The sequence below is a fragment of the Lysinibacillus sp. NPDC098008 genome (assembly GCF_044760715.1).
In the GTDB taxonomy this organism is placed as follows: domain Bacteria; phylum Bacillota; class Bacilli; order Bacillales_A; family Planococcaceae; genus Lysinibacillus.
In genome coordinates, this window is record NZ_JBIWBA010000008.1 from 45,901 (window position 1) to 68,846 (window position 22,946).

Consider the following 22,946-nt stretch of genomic DNA (forward strand, 5'->3'; position numbering starts at 1 on the left):
AGGGTCACTTCACATTTCATGAATCATCTGATAATAAGGGTTGCTTACAGCTACATCTTTGAATGCATTCGTAGCAAGTACAACAGCATTTTTCGCTTCTACTTGCGTAACAGGCATAGTTAAAGCAGGCATTGCTATGGTAGTTGCTAGCATCGCTAAATATAGTTTATTTTTCTTCAATTCGATTGCCTCCTTATCATTTATTTACAAATTTAGTATCATCTTATAATGTCTTCATAATAGATAGCAAGAAATTGCCTATAAAACTTTTTTAGGGGAAACAACAGAAGTAATGCCAAAAAACATAAGCGAAATAGAAATAGGCAACCAATTTATCGTTTTCCGACAGCAGACTCCCACTTCAAGAAGTGTTAGCGAGTAAATGGGGATAGTTCAAGAGATTTCCTATCACTATTATAAAGTACAGAGCAAGTTCTACTAGAATAAAAACACTAACCATCATTTCATATATAAAAGAAAACAAGGAATAACTACATATAAAGGCATCCCCTCCTGAGAGTAAATACCTTTTACACGAATAACCATCGCTAATATCACGTATACTATTAAAGCCTTGACGGTTTAACCTGTTGGGGTTAATATAGTGGTAGTAAGATTCTTGTCGTGAGAATCGCATGTAGTGCAACGTCCAAGTGGCTCTTGGGCGTTTTTTTATTTATTCAAAAGAAAACACCACCCAGTAAAAATACTGAATGGCGCTTTCTGTTTACAGCATCATACGAAAGAAACGATAAACGGTATCGATTGCACGAAATAAATCCGCTGCGTATCGAAAGATGGCTAGTCTTTCTTCACGCTGTTTCTCTCTTTTAGCCTTGCTCTTTTCTTGTCGTGATAACTTATGCATGTAGTGCACCTCCTTTCGAAAAAGGAGTCAGCTAGATGCTGCGTACTTATTGTAGCATGTACATACTTCTCGTCAATGTAACTTTTTTGAGAGCAGTCTTTGCATTCGATACGACCGCACTAAAAGCACCTATTCTTTAAGAACGGGTGCTTTTGCTATTTTATACTCAAAAGGTCGAATTAATTATTAAAAGCTGTCTATGGATTTGCTGTGTATTCAGGAAGCGGATGCTTTTGTTATGTGTACGCTCAACATTGAACTGACCTCTTTTATATGGAAGTGGATATTTATCAACAGCTATGAGGAGCCTGTGCATAATCAAACCTTTTATATGATGCTGAAGCGAGTACAGTTGCAGGCAAAGCTAGTAGATGAGGATGGCAGCCCTAAAATCTCATTACATGGCTTACGGCACACCCACGCTACAATACTTTTAAACAATGGGCAAAATGTAAAAGTGATTGCTGAACGTATAGGAAATACGCCTAACATGGTCATGAACACATACGGTCATGTAATGAAGGAATTAGAGCAGGAATCTGTAACCGTCTTTAGCGCAAGCTTGGCAACTGGGGCTAACTCTTAATAAATAGCTCCCAAACCATTGATATATTGGGCTTCCTCAGGCAGGTTGTGCTATACTATTTCCATTATCGAAATACTTAGGAAAGAGGGCTTCTATCATGACAAACTTACAGCAATTAGATGCTTATTTTGCGGAGCATCGTGAGGCACATTTAGAAGAATTAAAGGAATTTTTACGCATTCCAAGCATTAGTTCTTTATCTGAGCATAAGGAAGATATTCAGCATGCTGCAAAATGGCTAGCGGGTGCATTTGAAAAACTAAATCTTGAAAATATCTCTATTATGGAAACAGAGGGACATCCTGTTGTCTATGCGGATTGGTTACACGCAGAGGACAAGCCAACGATTTTGTTTTATGGTCACTACGATGTACAGCCTGTTGACCCATTACATTTATGGGAAAGTGAACCATTTAACCCATCAATTCGTGATAATAAATTATTTGCTCGTGGTGCTAGTGATGATAAAGGGCAAGTGTTTATGCATTTAAAAATGATCGAGGCTTTATTTGCTACAACAGGCACGCTACCTGTGAATGTGAAATTTATTTATGAAGGTGAAGAGGAGATTGGCAGCCCTCACCTACCTGCCTTTGTTGAACAGCATAAGGAAAAGTTAGCAGCAGATTTAATTTTAATTTCTGATACTGGGCTATATGGTCCTGGTAAGCCTGCGGTATGCTATGGGCTGCGCGGTTTAACAGGCATTCAAATTGATATTCGTGGTGCTAAAGGAGATTTACACTCTGGTCTTTATGGTGGCGGCGTTCAAAATGCTATCCATGCTTTAACAGAAATTTTAGCATCCTTCCGTGATGAGCATGGCACAATCCAAGTTGAAGGCTTTTATGACAAAGTATTGCCATTAACAGAGGAAGAGCGTGAGGCTTATCGTGCCCTTGGCTTTGATGAGGAGGCTGTGAAACAGGAAGTGGGCGTCCAAGAATTATTTGGTGAGCCTGGATTCTCTTATTTAGAACGTACTTGGGCTCGTCCAACATTAGAGGTGAACGGTGTATTTGGTGGCTTCTCAGGTGAAGGGATTAAAACGGTATTACCTGCTGAGGCTGGCGCTAAAATTACATGTCGTCTTGTGCCAAATCAAGAGCCAGACGAGATTGTGACACTTTTAAAAGCACATGTTGAAAAGCATAAGCCTGCTGGTGTAGAAGTAACGATTTCTGAATTTGATAAAGGGCGTCCATTCTTAACACCTTTCGACCATCCATTTATCCAAGCGGCTGGACGTTCTTATGAAAAAGTGTATAATGTCCCAACTGCCTATACACGTGGTGGAGGCTCTATTCCAATTGTAGCTGCATTTGATGAAATTTTAGAATTGCCTGTGGTGTTAATGGGCTTTGGGTTATCAAGCGAAAACTTCCATGCACCAAATGAACACTTCCATTTAGAAAACTTTGATAAAGGCTTACGTGTGTTAAGCGATTATTTATACGAAGTTGCAGAATTACAAAAATAATCAATTACACCCCAGCGTAATTGTACCTGTCGCTAATGCTTTCGGTACATAAAGCATCTGCCGCTGACGCTTCACTTTCGCGCAGATAAAACAATACGCTCGGATTTTTCGAGTTCATGCGAAAAGCTTCTCACCAAAATCCGTAACAATGTTTGCTATACTGAAAGCGCCAGCGTCAGGTATATCCACTGGGGCTTTATCTTGGTTCAGTGGGCGTTTGGACACTCACTGAACTGAAGTGACACTCGTCCCCCCTCCCTACAGAAGAAGGGGCTTCTGTATCTATCTCTTCGCTTTCGATACAAAAAAAGTTTGCTGAACCAAGATAAACAAATCCCTTCGCAGCTCATTTGCGAAGGGATTTTCTTTTCACTATTGCTTACCAAAAATTGTTACAATTTCTGCCGCTGCTTTACGTTCTTTTCCTTTTGGTACTTCATCAAAATAACCAAGTTGCAGCATGGCAATCACACGCTCACCTGGCTGTACCTTTAAGGCTTCACGGAATTTAGGCTGATCTAAGAAAGCTGGTGTTTTCCAGCAAGACCCTATGCCTCTATCCCACGCTAGCAGTTGAATATTTTGAATAAAGATGCTTGCTGCTGCATAATCCTCTAAGCGCTCTTTTTGACGCACATCCTCTGGTACAATGACAAAGGCATAGCCTCCAGGAGTTGTAAACTTCTCCATTTGCTTCGCCAATGTTTCATGCGATAGCTCCTGCCATTTTGGAATTGCTAAATCGCGCAATAATTCATGCAGCTTTGTTAATTCCTCACCACATGCAACAACTAAACGCCAAGGCTCACGGTTGCCATGGTTTGGCGCCCATACAGCATCATCAATAATAGCGAGTAAATCCTCACGATCTACAGGCTGACCATTAAATTTTTTAATGGAACGACGTTGAATAATGGCATCTCTCACAGATAAAAATTGTTCACTCATATCCCCATTCTCCTTCTACCCTAAGACAATTTTTCTTTTCTACCTTTCACAGTATCATAAATTCCTATGCTTTAAAACTATCTCTTTTTAAGCAAAGCTATCGTCTATATGGTAGAAAAAATAAGTCATATTTGGCGTATAAGCAGTAGAATCCTCATAAAAATACGGTCGATGAATGCTATCTGAAGTATGAGCATTCACATAAGGGATACCATTTTGAATACTTGTTACAATTACCGAATGATCAATTCTCCCATTTCCTTGAAAATCATAAAAAATAATATCGCCAAGCTCTAACTCCTGTGCAGATTGTACACGTCTACCCTTTAAACCAGTTGTAGACCCTTCTAAGTACCATCTTAATGAATGGGCAACAGACCAGCTAAAGCTCCAATTTCCTTGTTGAATCCACCAACCTTTCTCTCGATTCGGCGCTCCTCGCATCGGTGCACCCCCTGCACGTAAACATTGAGAAATATAGTTCGTACAATCTACATCAAAGTTTGGAAAAGCTGGATTACGTTTATCCCACCAATAATTAGCATATTGTACAGCAGCTTGCCTATTATACACTTTTGCCATACACCTCCCCATGTCATCATATGTCTATTAAGAGCATTCTATTAGTTAGGCCCTTACTCATATTCTTACTAAAAGTACGGGATATTCAGCACGATCCTTTCCATTTTCCAAAGCATTTTTGCTACAATAAAAATAACAGAACAATCAAATTTATCTTATGACTAGAAGGGATGTTGAATGTGAAGCAGCATGCTGAGAAAGAAATTTTACAGCCTACTTTTTTATGCGATAAAAAAGGTAACTTAAATCCAGCAGCCATTGGATTTGCGCGCAAGCCTCTTATTTATAGCAATTTAAGCGGTCATATTATGCGCAAAAAGAAATGGAACTATTGGTGTGTCTTCGGTGACGAAATCCTATTTTCTGCTACGATTAGTCATCTAGATTACGCAGCGGTCTGCTTCGTTTATTTTCTTGAATATGAAACACAGCGCTATTTTGAAAAAACAATAACTATTCCCTTCGGTGGCAAATTAAAAATGCCTACACAAGTTTTAGAATCTGTATCATTTAAAAATAGTGAAATGATGATTGATATGTCCTATGCACAAAATGCGACCCATTTGTCCGTTTCGATCCCTAATTTTGATGGAGATATTTTGCGTGCAAAGCTTATTATTCAGCATCCCCCAACAGATGAAACCTTAAATGTAGTCATTCCTTGGAATCGAAAAACATTTCAATTTACAGGCAAGCATCATATCCTCCCTACTTCGGGTGTTGTTACAATCGGTACTCGCCGTTTCCTATTCTCACCTGAAGAAAGTTTTGCTGTGTTAGATTATGGGCGTGGTGTCTGGCCTCGTGATGCTCTATGGAATTGGGGAATGGCCTCTCAACGGGTTCGTGGAAGACGCATCGGGCTTAATTTAGGTGGTAAATGGACAGATGGCACTGGTATGACGGAAAATGCTGTTTTTGTTGATGGTAAAATGACCAAAATACATGAGGATTTGATTTTTCAATATGATCGAGAGGATTATATGCAGCGATGGAAAGTGAAAACAAAATTTTCGAAGCAAGTTTCATTAACATTTTCACCATTTTTTGAACGTGTAGCCCACACAAATGCAAAGCTTGTTAAATCGAAGGTACATCAATTATTTGGTTATTACGATGGTACAATTTTACTTGATAATGGCGAAACATTAATTATTCAGCAAATGCTTGGCTGTATTGAGGAACATCATGCAAAATGGTAATGGAAGCGTTGAATGACTAACGCTTCCATTCAGTCATTCTAACGTAAAGCCTCCAATATTTGTACTGGATCATCAGTAAATATCCCCTGTATCCCAAGCTGCTGTAAGCGCCGAGCTTCCTGCTTAGTATTCACGGTATATACACGTACAATTGCCCCTTCAGCAAGGGCTAGTTTTATTGATTTACGAAATGCTGTTGGTACATGGACATGCAACGCTTTAGCTGGTATAAGAGCAATATACGTTGTAAAATCCACAAGTACCTCTGCAAACAATGGTGCAATATCAATATATGGTGCGATTTGAGCAACCGTTTGTAATGATTCATGATTAAAGGAGGAAATAATAACTCTCTCTATCATTTGATGGGTAGCAATTTCCTTTAGCACAAGTGCTTCAATGCCTTCATATGCAAAGACATCTGTTTTCAGTTCAATGTTAATGCGATGGTTTGTACCTGCAAAAAGCTCTAATACTTCCCCCAAGGTTGGAATACTTTCATCCTCATATTGTGGTGAAAACCACGAACCAAAATCAAATATTCGTAATTGCTGTAATGTCAAATCCTTTACATAGCCAGAGCCATTAGAGGTGCGATCTATTGTTTCATCATGAATCACTACTACCTCTCGATCTGCTGTTAGATGTACATCTAACTCAATCCCTGCAATGGGAAGTTTCGCTGCTGCTTGAAATGCTGCGATTGTATTTTCAGGGTAATGTGCCGAAACACCTCTATGTGCAAAGATATCCAAATGCATAAGCCTCCTCTATTGTCATTTCCACCTCAACATAATCATAACATCATCAGCTTTTTAGCTTTCGCTTGATGGGCTTACTTATATATAGTAGTATGGTAATCTACTTTGAAATTGTAAGTACCTAGGAGGTGCTAAAAATGACTGTACAACATCCAGATTTTCAAGCTGAAGTGGAGCGGTTAGCATATACCAAAAGTTATATGCAACAAATCTTACATGAATCACAAAGAGATTTACGATCTGCTCAAGAAAATATTCGTCAATCGATGGCAGACCTTGATTATCTTGATTCAAGTTTAAGTTATCTAAATATCTTAGCGAATGCCAGATTTTTCGAAATGGCTCGTACGCAAAAGGAAGGTTTAGAAGCCATTCAAAAGAAGCCATACTTCGCTAGAATCCATTTTCAAAAAACGGGTGACCCTGAAGAATTCCTCTATATAGGGAAAACCTCTCTATTTCATCGAGAAACACATGAGCCTATTATTGTTGACTGGCGTTCACCTGTAGCAAATGTCTATTATGATGGCCGTCTTGGTGATATGGAATATGACGTGCGTGGCGAAATTCATAAAGGTCATCTCTTTGCAAAAAGGCAATACAAAATCGAAAATGGCGAATTACTCGATATTCGTGATATTGACTTAACAACAAATGATGAACTGCTCCAAGAGGCACTAGCAGGTAAAGCAGATGTTCGGCTAACCGAAATTGTTTCAACGATTCAAAAGGAGCAAAATGATATTATTCGCGCTCATTTACGTCAGCCAATTATTGTCCAAGGTGCAGCAGGCAGTGGAAAAACAACGATTGCACTACACCGAATATCCTATTTCCTCTACACAATGGGCGAACACTTCAACCCTGAGCAGCTCATGATTTTAGCACCTAATAAGTTATTTATTGATTATATAGGCGATGTTTTGCCAGAGCTCGGCGTTGATAAAATTTGCCAAACTACTTTTACAGAATACGTTCTTGCTGCCACAAAGCTAAAGCTAAAACTTCAAAACCCAAATGAACAGTTAGAATCGCTTGTAGCTGGCGAAACAAACCCATCAACTGCATGGATTACGGAAGTAAAAGGTTCACTTTATTATCGTGATATGGTTGAACGCTACGTTCAAAAAATAGAGCAAGCCATTGCAGAACAATTTGAAGATGTTTATATCGAAAAATACCGTATTATGCGTGCCTCTCATCTTAAAAAGCTCTTTTTATATGAATTTGCTTATATGCCTATCGAAAAACGGCTTGCCCATATTAAAAAGGTGTTAGCCAGCCATGTTCGTCAAAAAAAGCAAGTAATTTTAGCTACACTTCATAAAAAATACGATGAAGCATTAGGTAAAGCTTTAAATGGTATTCGAGATGATGACAAACGTCGACGTGTTGTTACAAAGTTTATTGATGAACGCGATGAACGAATTCCCGCGATTGAAAAAGAGGCAAAATCAACAGCAACCACTTATATGCGCCGCTTTGCTAAGCACAATATCAAAACGCTCTATCGTAACCTGCTTACGAATACAGAACTTTTAGCAGAGCTTGCCCCTGAATGGCATTATCTTGAACAGCAGCAGTTTTTGCAGGCACATCGTAAAGAGCAATGGGCACTCGAAGATTTAGCCGCACTTTATTATTTGCAGGCACGACTAAAAGGTATTGCAGATGAATGGAAAATGCGTGTTGTTTTTATTGATGAAGTACAGGACTACAGCCTATTCCAGCTTGCGGCTTTAAAAGCAGGTCTTGATACAGATATGTTTACAATGGTTGGTGATTTAGCTCAAGGTATTCATAGCTATCGTTCGCTCACTTCATGGGAGCCTGTCCAAAATTTATTTCCTCGCGCAAGCTTCCGCACATTACAAAAAAGCTATCGAACAACCATTGAAATTATGGAAGTTGCTAACCAAATTTTAGCGCAAATGGATGAACAGCTTCCATTAGTGGAGCCGGTTGTTCGCCATGGCAATATGCCAAGCTTTATTCAAGCTAAGACATTTGATGCCTTACAAATTAAAGATATTTTTAACACGATTCGTCAGCACGGACATCGTTCAGTTGCTTTAATTTGTAAAACGACTGCTGAAGCAATCGCAATGCAACAGGCACTTACCAATCATCATATCGCCTCACAGCTATTAACAGAAAATGAAACAATCAATCAGGATATGCTGCTTGTTGTGCCAAGCCATCTTGCCAAAGGGCTAGAATTTGATGCGGTAATTGTTGCTGCCTTTGACACCCCTTTTTACGATACAGCCATTGATCGAAAGCTACTGTATGTTGCCCTAACACGAGCAATGCATGAGCTTTATTTAATCGGCCCATCCAAACGTCTATTTTTGTTGGAGAGCTAGATAGCTTCATATAATGTAATCTTTATATTGATAACGGAGGTAATGCCACAAATTACAGTGACCTAGCCTCTGTTTCGCTTCTACTACCTCCTAGCAAACAAGTTGTAAGATAAAGAGCTTCCCACATACTCCGTATAATAAGCCCTTGCTTATTACATAGAAATACCAATTATTATTTAGATTACTATATTAATTAAAGCGAATGATTATAATTTAATAAAGCCCTCCATTTGTGGTGCTAGCCACTTATCTTTATGATAGAATAGCTGCTGCCATAAATTTATCGAACAAGCCTCTACATTTTTCTTTAATGCCGTTGTTATTACAGGTTTTTTAAATTTCTTCACCTAAGCGATAAAAAGCTTCTCTACACTACCTCTTTTTCGTAGTAGAGAAGCTTTTTATTTCGATCATCATTTTCTCGGCGGCAGCTTATAAAACTTACCTTTTGATAAATAGGCTTTTACTACCTTCCACCATGAACGAGGAGCTTCCTGTGGAGGAGATTTCTTTTTTGGCAATGCTGGCATGCGCATAATCACGACTCCCTTCATCATCCTTATTAATACTATATGAAGATAGTTCGCAAATATGATAAAAAGGCGAGAAGCTCATGCTACCCCCCGCCTTTTGGCTATTGTTTTACATAATAATCAATTTGCTGTGCTTTCATAAAGCCAGCCTTTTCATAAACAGATAATGCTTTTTTATTGTCAATCTCTACATCCAGCATGACAAACTTTGCACCAACTTTACTCGCATAATCCTTTGAAAATGCTAATAATGCCGTGCCAATGCCTTGTCCTTCATACTGTGGATGAACAGCAAGTGCAGTTACCCATTGAATTTCATTTTCCTGCGCTGTTGTCACCGTTCCAACAACCTCACCAGCTCGATAGGCAACCCAAAGCTCTCGCCCATTTGTGGATGTATTAAAAGCAATTAGCTCTTCCGATTCTTCAGGTAAATCTCCAAAGGCTGCGCTATAAATTGCTATTAGTGCTACCTGCTCATCACGATACGGCTGAATATAAATATCCTGTTGTAATGCTACAGGCTCTGCTTTTGTTTCTAAAGTTGCTTCAGAAAAGCTATACGTATAACCTTTATTTTCAATAAATATTTGACCATAAGGCGAGCCATCAATAACAACCGCTAATTGTCCCTCTGCCCCTCTAGCTTCTAGTCCCACTTGTATCCCTTCAACTAATACTGTACCAATGCCCATTTGTCGATATGCAGGTGTTACAACAAGTGACCATTCATATGTATGGAGTCCCATCAAATCAATAGCACTCGCAGCACCAACTAGCACATCCTTTTCATCTTCGTATGCAAGCACCATAAAGCCCTTTGATTCGAAAGAGCCAGCCATCGGTATATTCATAATTGTTTCATATACACGATAATCATGGATTGTCGCTTCTTCACATAATAATTTTAATTCCTTCAGTGTTTCTCCATCTAATGGAAAGGACACTGTCATTACTGAAATGTTCATCCTCTACTCCGTTTCCGCCACAGACTATTGCCCTATTGTCATATTAACAAAATTAATCAATATCTTTTATTAATCAAAATTTTACTCTAATTTAGTCAATAATAAAAGGATTTATACTATTATCAATTATTAAAACAACCGAATTTTACTAGACAATAATCATTCTATCTAATTTTAAAAAGGAAAATTTAAGCTAATTTGCTTAGCTATTTCAAAACTGTAGTCTATCAATATTTTACCATAACTAATAGGGAGAACGTTTTATCATATAATATAAAAGCTTCCCCTCAAACAGTCACACATACCTCACTCCAAGCACAAAATACATTTATTGTTTATTTTAAACAATTATAACATCCAATCAAGTTCATGCATCACCAAAATTTGACTGTTGCTATATTGTAAAATACAAATAAGAGAAGGTGTGTCTATAAAGTTACGTTAAGACACACCCTCCCGATAAAGAAGCTTCTGGTATTTATTCTTCAAGATGATGGTTGGAGGACTGCAACATTTGTGCATAAAGACCGCCTGATTCGATTAGTTTGAGCTGAGGGCCAGCTTCCACCAGCTCTCCTTTTTGCATAACAAGAACTATATCGGCATTATGCACAGTATTTAAACGGTGTGCAATGACAAAACTTGTACGACCTTGCATTAATGTATTAAGAGCCTCTTGAATTGCCATCTCTGTTACTGTATCAATACTGCTTGTAGCCTCATCCAATAATAAAATTTTTGGATCGGCAATTAGCGCTCTTGCAATAGAAAGCAATTGCTTTTGCCCCTGTGAAATTTCACGCCCATCTGCAGCAAGAATCGTATCGTAGCCATCCTTCAGCTTCATAATAAAATCATGTGCATTTGCACGCTTAGCCGCTTCCTCTATTTCCGTATCGCTTGCATCCAGCCGGCCATAGCGTATGTTTTCACGCACAGACGCCTCAAATAAAAATGGGTCTTGTAAGACAAAAGCCATTTGTGAGCGCAGTGCTTGACGGTCAATATGCTGAACATTTACCCCATCAAATAATACTTCACCCTTTGTTACCTCATAGAATCGTGCAAGCAACTGTAAAATGGTTGTTTTACCAGATCCAGTTGCCCCAACAAGTGCGACTGTTTGACCTGGTTCCACATTAAAATGAACATCCTTTAATGTGTATGCTTCTTCTTCCTGCTCATATTTAAAATATACATGTTTAAATGTCACTTGCCCCAGAAGCTGATGCTTTTGTACAGAAGCCGTTTCTTTTTCAGGCTGCTCATCAAGTAAGGCAAATACCCGCTCTGCACCTGCAATAGCTGATAGCACTGTATTAAATTGATTTGCTAAATCATTTAATGGACGTGTGAATTGCCTTGCATATTCCGTGAAAATAACAATAACCCCTATTGACACATGCCCATACAATGCAAGCACGCCGCCTATACCTGCAACAATGGTAAAGCTCATATTATTTAAAAAGTTCATGACCTTTGGAATATAGCCTGAGTATGTTTGCGCCCAAAAGCCCGTTCTTTTTAAACGCAAGCTTTTGTCACGAAACTCTGCCTTCATACGTTCCTCTTGTGAAAAAGCCTTAACGATTCGCTGTCCTGAAATTGTTTCCTCTATCATGCCATTCAAAGCGCCCATTGCCGCTTGTTGCTCTTTAAACAATGGGGATGTACGCCTTGTAATCCAACGCATTGCCCAAAACATCACAGGAATAATGGTCATTGTAAGCACTGTTAATAATGGACTTAGGCTTAGCATAATAATCACGGTTCCGCCAAGTGTTAATACACTTGAAAATACCTGAATAAACGAGCTATTTAATGTAGAGCTAACTGCTTCAATATCATTTGTCATACGGCTCATTAATTCTCCATGCTGTCGGCGATCAAAAAACGCAATTGGCAGTCGCTGAAAATGAGCAAATACACTTGTACGTAGCCGATAGATTGTTTGCTGTGCTATCCCAATCATCCAATAATTTTGTAGAAACAATGCAATGGCTAATAGCGCATAAATACCAACTAATAGGATAATGCCCTTGCCTAGGCCTGTAAGCTCTCCATGCATCACATATTGATCAATCATTTGACCGATTAAGTAGGGACCTAGTAAAGCTAATATGGAGCTAAGTAAAACAAGCAAAAGAACGATCATTAACAGCATTCGTTGCTCATCAACAATTTTCCATAATCGTAGCAATGTGTTTTTCGAATTTGCTGCACGAGGGCCTTTCTTTTTCTTCACACTCTGCCGCAAATCCTCTTTCGTTAAAATTGGCTCATAGCCAAAAGGCTTCTGGAAAAATCCCATTATTCCTCCACCTCCTGTTGAGAGATTGCAATTTTTTTATAGAGTGTTGACGTTTGTAAAAGCTCTTCATGTGTGCCATACGCGACTACTTTACCAGCGTCAATTAATAAAATGCGGTCTGCACCTTTCGCTGTGCGAATTTTTTGCGTAACAACAAGCATCGTTGCCCTTTCCTCACTCAATGCCTCCCATAATGCCTGCTCCGTTTTCACATCTAACGCACTTGTACTATCATCAAGCATTAAAATATGCCCTTTTCTTAGCAGTGCTCTAGCAATGGATAATCTTTGCTTTTGCCCACCTGATAAATTAACACCCTTTTGTCCAACCTTAGTGTCATAGCCATGCGGAAAATCTTCAACAGCAGCATGTATTTGTGCCTGCATTGTTGCCTGAAGGACCGCATCCATATTTGCCTGCGTATCTCCCCAACGTACATTATCTGCAATGCTACCTGTAAACAATAATGATTGCTGAGGCACATAGCCAATAATTTCTCGCAATTCTTGTAAATCCCATTGCCTCACATCTTGCCCCTCCACCAATATTCTTCCCTCTGTCACCTCATAAAAACGAGGAATAAGCTGTAGTAGTGTTGATTTACCAGCACCTGTTGCACCCATAATCGCCAGCTTTTCACCTGACTTCACCCGAAAATTTATGTTAGACAGAACAGGCTTATCTCCTTCTGGATATGTAAAACTAACATGTTCAAATGCTAGCTCTCCATAATTTGTAGGATGAGCTGCCTCCTGCGACAATGCTGTATCCTCCACTGCATTTTCCATTGAAAGCACCTCTGCCATACGTTCTGCAGAAGCTTTTGCACGAGCGTAAAAGATAATAATAAACGCAAACATAGAAAACGAACCTGTCATGCGCATTGCATAGTTAACGATAGCGACAATATCGCCAAGTGGTGTAGTACCTGCAGCAATTTGCTTTGTGCCAAACCACAATACGGCTAATAGGCTAATATTCATAATAAATAAAAGCACAGGCATAATATATTCCATTGTTCGTAAAGCTTTAACAGTATCAATTTTTAAGCGGGCAGCAACTTTATCAAAGCGGGCAGCTTCATAGGTTCCTCGTAAATAGGCTTTTACTAAGCGTATCGCCTGTAAATTCTCCTGAAGCACTCTATTTAATCGATCCACCCTCTTCTGCACACGCCCAAAGTAAGACACACCCTTTGCTACCATAAAAACAAGAAAAATAAATATAATTGGTGCGCCTATCACTAAAAATAAGGCTAATTTTGCATTTACAACAAAGGCCATTATAATGCTGCCGATAACTGCAAGTGGCGCACGCAGCATAATACGTAAGCTCATAAATAGCACAGTTTGCACTTGGGTTACATCATTTGTTAGCCTTGTAATTAAAGATGCCGTTGAAAACTTTTGATAGGTTGCTAATGTAAAGGATTGAATCTTATCAAACATGGCATTTCGTAAATCATAGGAAAAGCTTTGAGCTGTATGGGATGAAAAATATGAATTAATAATCCCTGCCATAAAAGCAAGTAATGATAAGGCAAGTAAAGCAGCCCCCCATTGTACAATCATGCCCTGATTTTGAGCCCGTACGCCTTCATCAATGATTTTTGCCATAATAAGTGGCTGTACAAGCTCTACAAATAATTCCACAAGCATTAAACATAGCGCAAAAATAGCTGTCCATTTATATGGCTTTACATAGGAAAAAATTTCTTTCACATTCTTTCCTCCCTATTTAAAAAATTTAAAGATCATGAACTTATGCCTTTTCTCCAGCGATTGACAGCCATGTTACACAAATAAGCATTACAAATACACCAATAAACTGCCAAAGACCTAAAGAAGTACCGAAAACCATTACTGAAATAATCATCGCTGTTAATGGTTCAATACTGGATAGAACACTCGTTTCGACTGCCTAAATATACTTCATACTACTTAAAAATAAAATAAAGGCAACCGTACCAAAAAAGATTAATACAATAATTAGCATAACAATCTGAATATCCAGCAAAACTACCCATTGATTAGCCTGCCATATACGGCTTGCTATACCTAATACCACGCCACCTACTAGCATCCCCCATCCAACGACTAACAGTACATCCCATTCCTTCATTAAGCGTGCAGGATATAATGTGTAAAATGCAAATGTTAAGCCAACAGCTAGTCCCCACAACAAGGCTTTTGGACTAATAAGGAACCCATCAATTGAAGCGTTCGTTAGTAATAGAAATAGTCCAACAAGTGTGCCAATAATACCTAACACTTGATATTTTGGTGGCCATTTCTTTAAACTAAGAGAAACATAAATCACAACAAATATTGGCGCTAGAAACTGGAGTAAGGTTGCTAATATAGCATTACTCGCATTAATGGCTGCTACAAAAGAAAATTGTACGCCTAGCATGCCTGCAACACTAAAAATAATTAGCTGTCTTCCCCATAACTTGTGCTGCCAAATACCAAAAATATTTTTTCCTGTTAACAATAAATATGTAAGTAATACAATACCTGCAACCGATAAACGGATTGTTAACAAAAAGGAAACTGTCAATGGTGTATGGTTGAGCAACCATTCCATAAGAGGCCCTGTTGCTCCCCATAGCATAGCACCTACGACAATAAAGATGATTCCTTTTAAACGTTTCATATCAAGCCTGCTTCCTATATACATACTAAAAACTATTATTTTTCTTTAGGTCCTTTCCTACAACTCGTTAGAAAAGTCCTAAATATTTTTTACTATCAAATATTTACAAATATATTCATAATGACTAATTCCCGATAATTATCTATAATAATAGTATATATTGATTACCCAAGGAGATCGAATAATCATGAGTCATATGCATAAATCATTTACGATTGATGAACATTATCTAAATTCACTTCCTTTTCCTGCAATTATCATAAATCAAGATGGACAAGCAATTATTTGGGGAAAGCATGCTGAACATCTGATTGGTTTTTCAGCTAATGATATTACAGGAAATACTACTCCATTCATACGTGAAAATCTACTACGTCAGCTTCCATTGGAAACATTTCATGCAATTTTACACAATGAGGACAGTACGTATATAGACAATATTCAAGTAAGCACATATACAAACAAAGAAATTACAACAGCACTGCTAGCTAAGCCTTTTGTAGAACAAGATGAACGTTTTATTCTTCTTATTTTTATGCTGCCAGAGCTAATGGTAACAGCCATCTCTAATAGCAGTACCTTTGTTGACCTAAAGCAAGGAATCGATACTACATTTATGACAGTGACGCTTGATCATGATGGATTTATCTTAGAGTGTAATAGTGAATTTTTAAAAACAAGCCAATGGACACCAAAGCGCGTTATCGGCAAAACGTTTTGGCAGCTTTTCCCTGATAATGAAAAGGTAACAAATACGATTTGGCGTCATTTAAACAACGATCAACCATGGCAAGGCGAAGTTGAAAAAATTACAAAAACAGGACAATCCTATTGGGTATTGCTAACAGCTATCCCAACCTTTAATTTCGCAACAAATGAGCAACAATTTATGTTAATTGAAAAGGATATTACAAAATCAAAAAAAATCCAGCAGCAACTGGAGAAAATCGCTTATATTGATACAGAAACAGGCTTGATGAATGCACATCGACTTGAAAAGGTCATTGCTACTATGGTAGAAGAAGAACGCCATTTTTCTTTTGTATATTTAAGTATTGATAAATTTTATACATTGAAAGAATTACACGACCAACAAATTAATCAAAGTCTTATTACTGAATTTACAAACCGTATTCAAATGTATTTCCAAGATAGTACAATGGCTCGCATTAATGAAAACGATTTTGTTGTCATTACGCCTTTAAGTGAATGGTTTATTCAAGGCTTTTTATCTTACCTACAGCAGCATCCTATTTATAATGGCAATATCGCTGTTCCAATTTCAATTAGCGGGGGGATCACAAGATATCCTGAAGATCAAACAACATTTTCTCAGCTTATGAAAGCGTCCATTGCGACAATTTCAACAGTACGTGAGGCTGGTGGCAATAAAATTGTGTCACTGTCAACTGCAACACATAAAGCTTTAAATCGTAAAGCTCTAATTGAAAAACGTTTGCTGCAAGCACTTGACCAAAGGAATTTAAAGGTGTTTTATCAGCCACAAATTGATATTGCCTCAGGTCGTATTATAGCTGTTGAAGCACTTGTTCGTTGGGAAGATGAAATAATTGGTGTTGTGTCACCTGATGAGCTAATTCCTATCGCTGAAGAAACAGGGCTTATTAATAATATAGGGTCCTTTATGCTAGAAAAGACTTGTGAGCAAGCATTGATTTGGAAAAAAGCTGGTCATGATTTTAAAGTATCTATTAACTCATCTGTACGCGAATTTAGAGATAAAAATATGGCAAAGTCCATTCTTGATATGCTAGCAAAAACGGGCTGTCCAGCAAATCTGCTACAAATTGAAATTACAGAGAAATTTGCCCTTGAGGCTGAGGCAGCAACTTCAATTATTCAACAAATGCGGAAGCTTGAAAATGAAGGTATTACCTTTGTGTTAGATGATTTTGGCACAGGCTATGGTTCTTTTAAATATATGCAATTTTTGCCAATAAACACATTAAAAATCGACCAAACCTTTACAAATTCACTCTTAAAGTCTGAAAAGACCCAAAAGCTGATACATGGTATGGTACAGCTAGGAAAATCAATGGGCTTAAAAGTTGTCGCTGAAGGTGTTGAAACAGCTGAACAAGCCGACCTCTTAGTTACCTATGGCTGTGATGCTATGCAAGGCTTTTACATTAGTAAGCCTGTTACACCAGAGGAAATCGATACATTACTTGTATAAAAATAAACATAAGGCTACGTTCATTATGCCGAACGTAGCCCTCTTTATGTTATTTTTTATAAACACCCTGTAGTTTTGCTTTGCTGAGGCGGATAGAACGAACAATAAGCTGTGTAAATACCTCCGCAAAAACAAGCCCCATCACAATGGCACCTGTAATCAAAAATGCCTTTAAGCCATATTGTAAGCCTTGTAGATAATCATCCTCTACAACATTACGCATAGCATTATAAGCCATACCCCCTGGCACTAATGGAATAATGCCACCTACTATAAAAATAATCATTGGTATTTTAAAACGGCGAGCATATAAATGCGCCACAATAGCAATGACAAATGAACCGAAGAAAGAAGCATTTACAATATCCATTCCTCGCTCTGTTAAAACATAATAAATAATCCAGCCAATCACGCCAACAAGCCCACAATGAAGTAATGTTTTTCGAGGTACATTAAAAATAATCGCAATGCCGGCAGTTGCAAAGAAGCTAACAATGATTTGTGTCATAATATCCATCATATCTATATTGTCCGCCTCCTAAAATCCTAGCGTAACAGCAATGGCTGCACCGATTGCAAAGGCTGTTAAAAATGCCTCTGCTCCCTTTGCCATCCCTGACATAAAATGACCTGCCATTAAATCACGCACTGCATTTGTAATTAAAATACCTGGTACAAGAGGCATCACAGAACTAATAATAATTTTATCAATCTCTGTGCTATAGCCGTATTTTTCCGCAAAGAAAGCAATCAAGCCAATCACAAGAGAGGCTGTAAATTCTGAGAAAAATTTTACCTTTGTTAAATGGTTCGTAATAATAAGCATAAGGAAGCCTAACCCACCTGCTAAACAAGCTATAGGAAAATCTGACCACTCTCCCTGAAACATAATAAGGAAACAGCCACTTGCTAAAGCCGCTGCTATAACTTGTAAATAAGTTGGTAAAAAATAATTTGTTTTTTGTATCGACTTTAACTCGTCATAAGCCTCTTCTAATGTTATCATGTGAGATGTAAGTCTTCGAGATACTGAATTTACCAAGGCTATTTTTTGTAAATCTGTAACCCTTTTAGAAATCGATGTAATTCTCGTTGGCTGTGTCTTGCCTAATGAAAAAATGATTCCGGTTGGTGTGGCATAACATTGTGCATCTGTCATATTTTGAGATTTAGCCATCCGCAACATCGTATCTTCTACACGATATGTTTCTGCACCACCTTCAATCATAATACGCCCTGCAAGCAACAAACAGTCAATCGTAAGTTCATTATCCGCTTCTTGTAAGACCATTACAGCTATCTGCCTCCTTCAAAAGGTTTCTTGCCAATAGTATCGAACTGCCGATAAAAACTCAACTGCAAATTTAGCTTTCTTTCTATCAATTATAGTTGAGTTGAAGCACTCCCTGCAAAAAAGATAAGTTGGCTTTGCTCTCGTTATTTAGTAGTAGAGGTAGAAATAAAGATTACTATTTACATTATCAATTGCAACTACCGCAATAGAGGTATATTATCCTATTTGGAATAATTTTTATAAATTCACATAAAAAGTTTTTCACTTTGTATAACTTTTTCAATGTTTAACACGTCTGATTGTATAGAAAATAAAAAGAGGGGAGCGTATCCAACACCATGCAGGAGCGCAGAAGAAGACGCGGCCCAATAATAGACTTCTTATTACTTGGCCTTATTGTTTCATTAACAACGGTTATCCTTGTTATTATCCTATCAAAGGATGAATTCAAGTTTCAAAAAATTAATGCCTCAGAGGAAGCCGATACTGAATCGGTTAATAGTAATTTATCAACAGAAGGCTCTGCATTTCCAGGAATACGAATTGTGACAGATGTTTCGAATGATAAACGTACACCTTTTGCTATTCACTACCCGCAAACAGATAATGATGCGTTTAATGATGTCGTATTACAATACATATCGGATTCAAAAGAAAACTATCTAGCGTCTATGAAAAAAAATAAAGATAAAGAAGCTATGGGTGAGTTAAATATTAGCTTTGAAACGTTCCCATATCGAGAGCATTACTATTCCTTTGTGCTAACAAAAATGCTGTACTTAGGTGGAGCAAATCACGAAGTTTCAATGAAAACGTTCTTTATTAACAATGAAACAGGAGAGCAAATTTCTATTCAAACATTACTGCAAAATGATGAAAATAATTTATCCACATTAGCGGCAAATGTGCGAAAAGATTTGCAAAAAAATCTCCAAATAAAGGATGAACTATTGGATGAAGAGCTACTGAAAGCGACTGAGCCAAAATGGTCTAATTTTGAGCGCTTTGCTATTGTAGATGATGCGCTGCAATTTTATTTTGACGAATATGAGATTGCAAGCGGAGCAGCTGGTGCACCAATTGTTAAGCTACCTCTTTCATTGATTAATCCGTTGTTAGCCTCTGATTTTCAAATTGCTATGGAAAACGTTCAGCCAACAACCCCAGCACCTACTGCTGATCCCAATAAAAAACGTATTGCCCTCACTTTTGATGATGGCCCACATCCTAAGGTGACTGAGCAAATTTTAAATATTCTTGATAAATATCACGCAAAAGCAACCTTCTTTATGCTCGGTAGTCGTGTACAATACTACCCTGATATTGCCAATGATGTCCTTGCACGTGGTCATGAGGTAGGCAATCATACATGGAACCATCCTGTCTTAACAAAGTTAACACAAGAGCAAGTCATGAAGGAATATAATGCTACAGCGGCTGAAATAGAAAAGGCGATTCATCAAGGAGCGACTGTTTTTAGACCGCCATATGGGGCAACGAATGATGCCATTAATGCGGAAATTCCTATACCTGTCGTGCTATGGACAATTGATACTTTAGACTGGAAACATCGCAATGCACAACAGCTATTACCAAATATAAAAAATAATTTACACAATAATGCAATTGTCTTAATGCATGACATTCACCAATCAACTGCGGATGGTCTTGATGCTGCACTTGCTTATTTACAAGAGCAAGGCTATGAATTTGTGACAGTTTCAGAGATTTTACCATATCGTCAATAATTGAAAAGTCCCATTGCTCCCTATTCGGTAGACAGATACAGCATAAAATCTGTTTATCCAAGGGGAGCATTTTTGATGGAGCAAAGCTAACAGCCATACAGCTTTCAATACATATTATTAACCTAAAATATATCGCATGTTGATCCATCTATACGATTAAACGGCTTGAGTCCTTTAAAATTCAGGGCTCAAGCCGTTTAATACAATTTTTATTATGTCCGTTGTCTACTTGACAAGAACAGTTCAAAAAATTCATCGGACTTTTCTTTTTATTTAATTGTTAATGTGTCAAGAGGTTTAAAGTCTTTTAGCTGGTAGCTCTTAATCTCGTTACGCGCTATTGTATAAAGGGTATCGTTGCTATAAACAACTCGTTGTACTGTCTGCTCCCAATTTTCATACTGTTCACCAGTAGAGGCATTAATAAGATTTCCTTTTAATGTGATACCCTTATTAGCTGTAATTTCATAAATTTGAGCACCCTGACCTTTGTAAATAATATTATCATTCTGACCTGCCTCATACAGCACGACTGGGAAGCCGAAATAGCTATATTCCGCGTTTCGGAAGAGAGCCTTGGGATTGTGCTGTACCTCAGAATACGAGCCCTTTCCTCCAATTTTTACGGTTGACTGCTCCTTTGGATTTTTGAAATCTGAAACATCAAACAGTGACATTTTCATATTTGTTGTCACCGTAAAATTACGCTTCGAATATGCATCATAGCGTTGCTCTGTATCATAGCCAATACCAATTAAATGCGTATCATCTAATGGATGTAGGTAATTACTAAAGCCAGGAATTTTCAACTCCCCTAATACTGTTGGCTTATTTGGATTTGCTACGTCAATAACAAACAGTGGGTCCACCTGCTTAAATGTTACCACATACGCTTTTTCCTCCATAAAGCGAGCGGAATAGATTCTTTCCCCGGGTGCTAAGTCCTTCACCGCACCAATCTGCTGTAAATGCTCATCTAAAATAAAGAGATGGTTACGTGATGTACTTTTCTCATCCCATGTATTACCCTCTGTCGTGAAAATACGGAAGTTTCCTTTATACTCATCCATAGAATATTGATTTAACACTGTACCCTTTACCTCAGCGCTTCCAGCAAAGTCCAATGCTGTACCGTCTACAAACCATTTAAAAATTTGCGTATCTGCTGCTCGTGGAATCCATATCATATCTGTCATACGTCCATTTGCAGGAGAAACAGTATTTTCTTCATAAATTGGAGCTGTTAAATATAGTGCATTCTCTGACATATACAGCCCACTACTACCACCTAAATAACCCTTTGTATTAACAGTCGCCTTCCCACCATTTTTTAAATCAATTGCTGTAATTAAGCTGTATGTGTCCTCCATTGTATTTGGTAAAATGGAGATTTTCTCTAAAGGAAGACTTTTAAACGCTTTGCCTTCTGCACTATCAAAAGTTCTTGGTTTTAAATCTACTGCTTTTTCTTCTTGCAATAGCCAATAATTCGGCTGCATACTTCCAATTAAATACAATGTATCATTTGTAATACGAATATCTTGTAAGTACCCCTCTTGCCCGATATCACGTATATGCTTTGGCTTTTCTGGATTTGTAATATCATAAAGAGAGGCCTTCACCATGCTTGTGCCTTCTTTTTGGATATACTCATCCCCAATAGCGATTAATAAGTTGTTGTACAATGCAAGCTTCGTTATATACTGATTTTCTTTAAATTTAATTGTTTTCACTAATTTTAAATTGTTCGGGTCTTTTGCATTAACAACAGTAATGCCTTGATCTTTAATGGCATAAATATAGCCATCTTTGACAACAACAATATCGCCTTCTTCAACACCCTCTACCTGATTGTTTGTAGAAGATTCGCTATTTGCAGTTGCTTTATCTTCTCTACTTTCCATGGGGGAACTTTCTTCCCGTTCCAACTGCACTTCATGTTTTCTATTTGTTAGTAGCTGTTTAAAATATTGCTCTAGCTCTTGTTCAGATTTTACCGCTGTTAATGTTTCGATAATTGTAAACGGAATAACTTGTGAGGTGATCTTAAGGCCACCTTGAGCAAATGCCTCTTTTTTTACGTGTAATTGATATTTACCCGGCTTCGTATTTTTGACAACTAATGTTTTCTGATCTTCCAGCAGCTCAATTGTCGCAGATACTTTTTTGCCCTTATCTGTTGTGACATAAACATAATCTTCTATAATTTTATTTTTCTTTAAAGCTACTGAAAAGGATACTCGCCAATCCTTTGCAGCCATACTTGTGTTAGCAGCTTTTGCTGTAACATCTGTTGTGACAGCCCATGTAAAAATGCCTGGCACTATTGCTAACACAATGATCAACAGAATAGCTAACCATTTATTTTTCATGATTTTCCCTCACCTTCATATACTTGTTTATCAATTAGACTACCAATGAGTGCGAAAGTTACATTTTTCTGAAAT

General features: G+C 37.9%; 19 protein-coding genes and 1 pseudogene. 6 read left to right on the forward strand and 14 right to left on the reverse strand.

The window, feature by feature from the left end; all coding sequences use genetic code 11:
- Positions 1-9: 9 nt before the first annotated feature.
- Positions 10-180 carry a hypothetical protein gene (locus ACIQVU_RS09590; protein WP_340804127.1) on the reverse strand — a complete coding sequence of 57 codons (171 nt, stop codon included), beginning with the start codon at positions 178-180 and terminating at the stop codon, positions 10-12.
- A 547-nt stretch (positions 181-727) separates the two neighbouring features.
- Positions 728-868 carry a hypothetical protein gene (locus ACIQVU_RS09595; protein WP_340804126.1) on the reverse strand — a complete coding sequence of 47 codons (141 nt, stop codon included), beginning with the start codon at positions 866-868 and terminating at the stop codon, positions 728-730.
- A 238-nt stretch (positions 869-1,106) separates the two neighbouring features.
- On the opposite strand from ACIQVU_RS09595, the gene ACIQVU_RS09600 reads away from it, so the two are divergent.
- Both ACIQVU_RS09600 and ACIQVU_RS09605 read left to right on the forward strand, forming a co-directional pair.
- Entirely contained in the window at positions 1,107-1,454 is a 348-nt protein-coding gene (locus ACIQVU_RS09600) for a tyrosine-type recombinase/integrase (RefSeq protein ID WP_402895193.1), read from the forward strand.
- Positions 1,455-1,551: 97 nt separating this feature from the next.
- On the forward strand, positions 1,552-2,934 hold the full coding sequence (locus ACIQVU_RS09605) for a dipeptidase (protein WP_340804124.1): 1,383 nt from the start codon (positions 1,552-1,554) through the stop codon (positions 2,932-2,934).
- Positions 2,935-3,306: 372 nt separating this feature from the next.
- Here ACIQVU_RS09605 and ACIQVU_RS09610 read toward each other — a convergent pair whose 3' ends face one another.
- Both ACIQVU_RS09610 and ACIQVU_RS09615 read right to left on the reverse strand, forming a co-directional pair.
- Positions 3,307-3,882 carry a nitroreductase family protein gene (locus ACIQVU_RS09610; protein WP_340804122.1) on the reverse strand — a complete coding sequence of 192 codons (576 nt, stop codon included), beginning with the start codon at positions 3,880-3,882 and terminating at the stop codon, positions 3,307-3,309.
- An 87-nt stretch (positions 3,883-3,969) separates the two neighbouring features.
- Positions 3,970-4,464 (reverse strand): amidase domain-containing protein, encoded by a 495-nt coding sequence (locus ACIQVU_RS09615; protein WP_340804121.1) that lies wholly within the window; start codon positions 4,462-4,464, stop codon positions 3,970-3,972.
- A 179-nt stretch (positions 4,465-4,643) separates the two neighbouring features.
- Between ACIQVU_RS09615 and ACIQVU_RS09620 the strand changes: the two genes are divergently transcribed.
- Positions 4,644-5,666 carry a DUF2804 domain-containing protein gene (locus ACIQVU_RS09620; protein ID WP_340804120.1) on the forward strand — a complete coding sequence of 341 codons (1,023 nt, stop codon included), beginning with the start codon at positions 4,644-4,646 and terminating at the stop codon, positions 5,664-5,666.
- A gap of 38 nt (positions 5,667-5,704) precedes the next feature.
- Here ACIQVU_RS09620 and ACIQVU_RS09625 read toward each other — a convergent pair whose 3' ends face one another.
- On the reverse strand, positions 5,705-6,421 hold the full coding sequence (locus ACIQVU_RS09625; RefSeq protein ID WP_402895197.1) for a glycerophosphodiester phosphodiesterase: 717 nt from the start codon (positions 6,419-6,421) through the stop codon (positions 5,705-5,707).
- A 143-nt stretch (positions 6,422-6,564) separates the two neighbouring features.
- Here ACIQVU_RS09625 and helD point away from each other — a divergent pair, with 143 nt between their 5' ends.
- Positions 6,565-8,793: an RNA polymerase recycling motor HelD gene (gene helD / locus ACIQVU_RS09630; protein WP_340804117.1), complete on the forward strand. Its 2,229-nt coding sequence runs from the start codon at positions 6,565-6,567 to the stop codon at positions 8,791-8,793.
- Positions 8,794-8,999: 206 nt separating this feature from the next.
- Here helD and ACIQVU_RS09635 read toward each other — a convergent pair whose 3' ends face one another.
- From ACIQVU_RS09635 to ACIQVU_RS09660, 6 genes and pseudogenes are all read right to left on the reverse strand, one after another.
- Entirely contained in the window at positions 9,000-9,140 is a 141-nt protein-coding gene (locus ACIQVU_RS09635) for a hypothetical protein (RefSeq protein ID WP_340804116.1), read from the reverse strand.
- A gap of 66 nt (positions 9,141-9,206) precedes the next feature.
- Positions 9,207-9,329: a hypothetical protein gene (locus ACIQVU_RS09640; protein ID WP_402895201.1), complete on the reverse strand. Its 123-nt coding sequence runs from the start codon at positions 9,327-9,329 to the stop codon at positions 9,207-9,209.
- A gap of 98 nt (positions 9,330-9,427) precedes the next feature.
- Positions 9,428-10,294 (reverse strand): GNAT family N-acetyltransferase, encoded by an 867-nt coding sequence (locus tag ACIQVU_RS09645; RefSeq protein ID WP_340804113.1) that lies wholly within the window; start codon positions 10,292-10,294, stop codon positions 9,428-9,430.
- Positions 10,295-10,772: 478 nt separating this feature from the next.
- The gene (locus tag ACIQVU_RS09650) at positions 10,773-12,605 is read right to left on the reverse strand and encodes an ABC transporter ATP-binding protein (protein ID WP_402895205.1); all 1,833 of its coding nucleotides are present in this window, start codon (positions 12,603-12,605) and stop codon (positions 10,773-10,775) included.
- Entirely contained in the window at positions 12,605-14,326 is a 1,722-nt protein-coding gene (locus ACIQVU_RS09655; protein WP_340804110.1) for an ABC transporter ATP-binding protein, read from the reverse strand. The genes ACIQVU_RS09650 and ACIQVU_RS09655 overlap by 1 nt, the downstream gene beginning before the upstream one ends.
- 40 nt (positions 14,327-14,366) lie before the next feature.
- Positions 14,367-15,260 (reverse strand): annotated as a pseudogene (locus tag ACIQVU_RS09660) (DMT family transporter).
- 187 nt (positions 15,261-15,447) lie between these two features.
- On the opposite strand from ACIQVU_RS09660, the gene ACIQVU_RS09665 reads away from it, so the two are divergent.
- Complete coding sequence (locus ACIQVU_RS09665; RefSeq protein WP_340804109.1) at positions 15,448-17,457, forward strand: EAL domain-containing protein; 2,010 nt, start codon at positions 15,448-15,450, stop codon at positions 17,455-17,457.
- A gap of 49 nt (positions 17,458-17,506) precedes the next feature.
- Here ACIQVU_RS09665 and ACIQVU_RS09670 read toward each other — a convergent pair whose 3' ends face one another.
- Together ACIQVU_RS09670 and ACIQVU_RS09675 are read right to left on the reverse strand one after the other, a co-directional pair.
- Positions 17,507-17,974, reverse strand: coding sequence for a threonine/serine exporter family protein (locus ACIQVU_RS09670; RefSeq protein WP_340808509.1), 468 nt, complete (start codon positions 17,972-17,974; stop codon positions 17,507-17,509).
- 21 nt (positions 17,975-17,995) lie between these two features.
- Positions 17,996-18,748 carry a threonine/serine exporter family protein gene (locus ACIQVU_RS09675; RefSeq protein ID WP_340804108.1) on the reverse strand — a complete coding sequence of 251 codons (753 nt, stop codon included), beginning with the start codon at positions 18,746-18,748 and terminating at the stop codon, positions 17,996-17,998.
- Between the two features lie 341 nt (positions 18,749-19,089).
- On the opposite strand from ACIQVU_RS09675, the gene ACIQVU_RS09680 reads away from it, so the two are divergent.
- On the forward strand, positions 19,090-20,499 hold the full coding sequence (locus ACIQVU_RS09680; protein WP_402895208.1) for a polysaccharide deacetylase family protein: 1,410 nt from the start codon (positions 19,090-19,092) through the stop codon (positions 20,497-20,499).
- 269 nt (positions 20,500-20,768) lie between these two features.
- Here the strand turns inward: ACIQVU_RS09680 and ACIQVU_RS09685 are convergent, their stop codons facing one another.
- Positions 20,769-22,871, reverse strand: a complete 2,103-nt coding sequence (locus tag ACIQVU_RS09685) for a beta-propeller domain-containing protein (protein ID WP_340804105.1) — start codon at positions 22,869-22,871, stop codon at positions 20,769-20,771.
- Positions 22,872-22,946 lie beyond the last annotated feature (75 nt).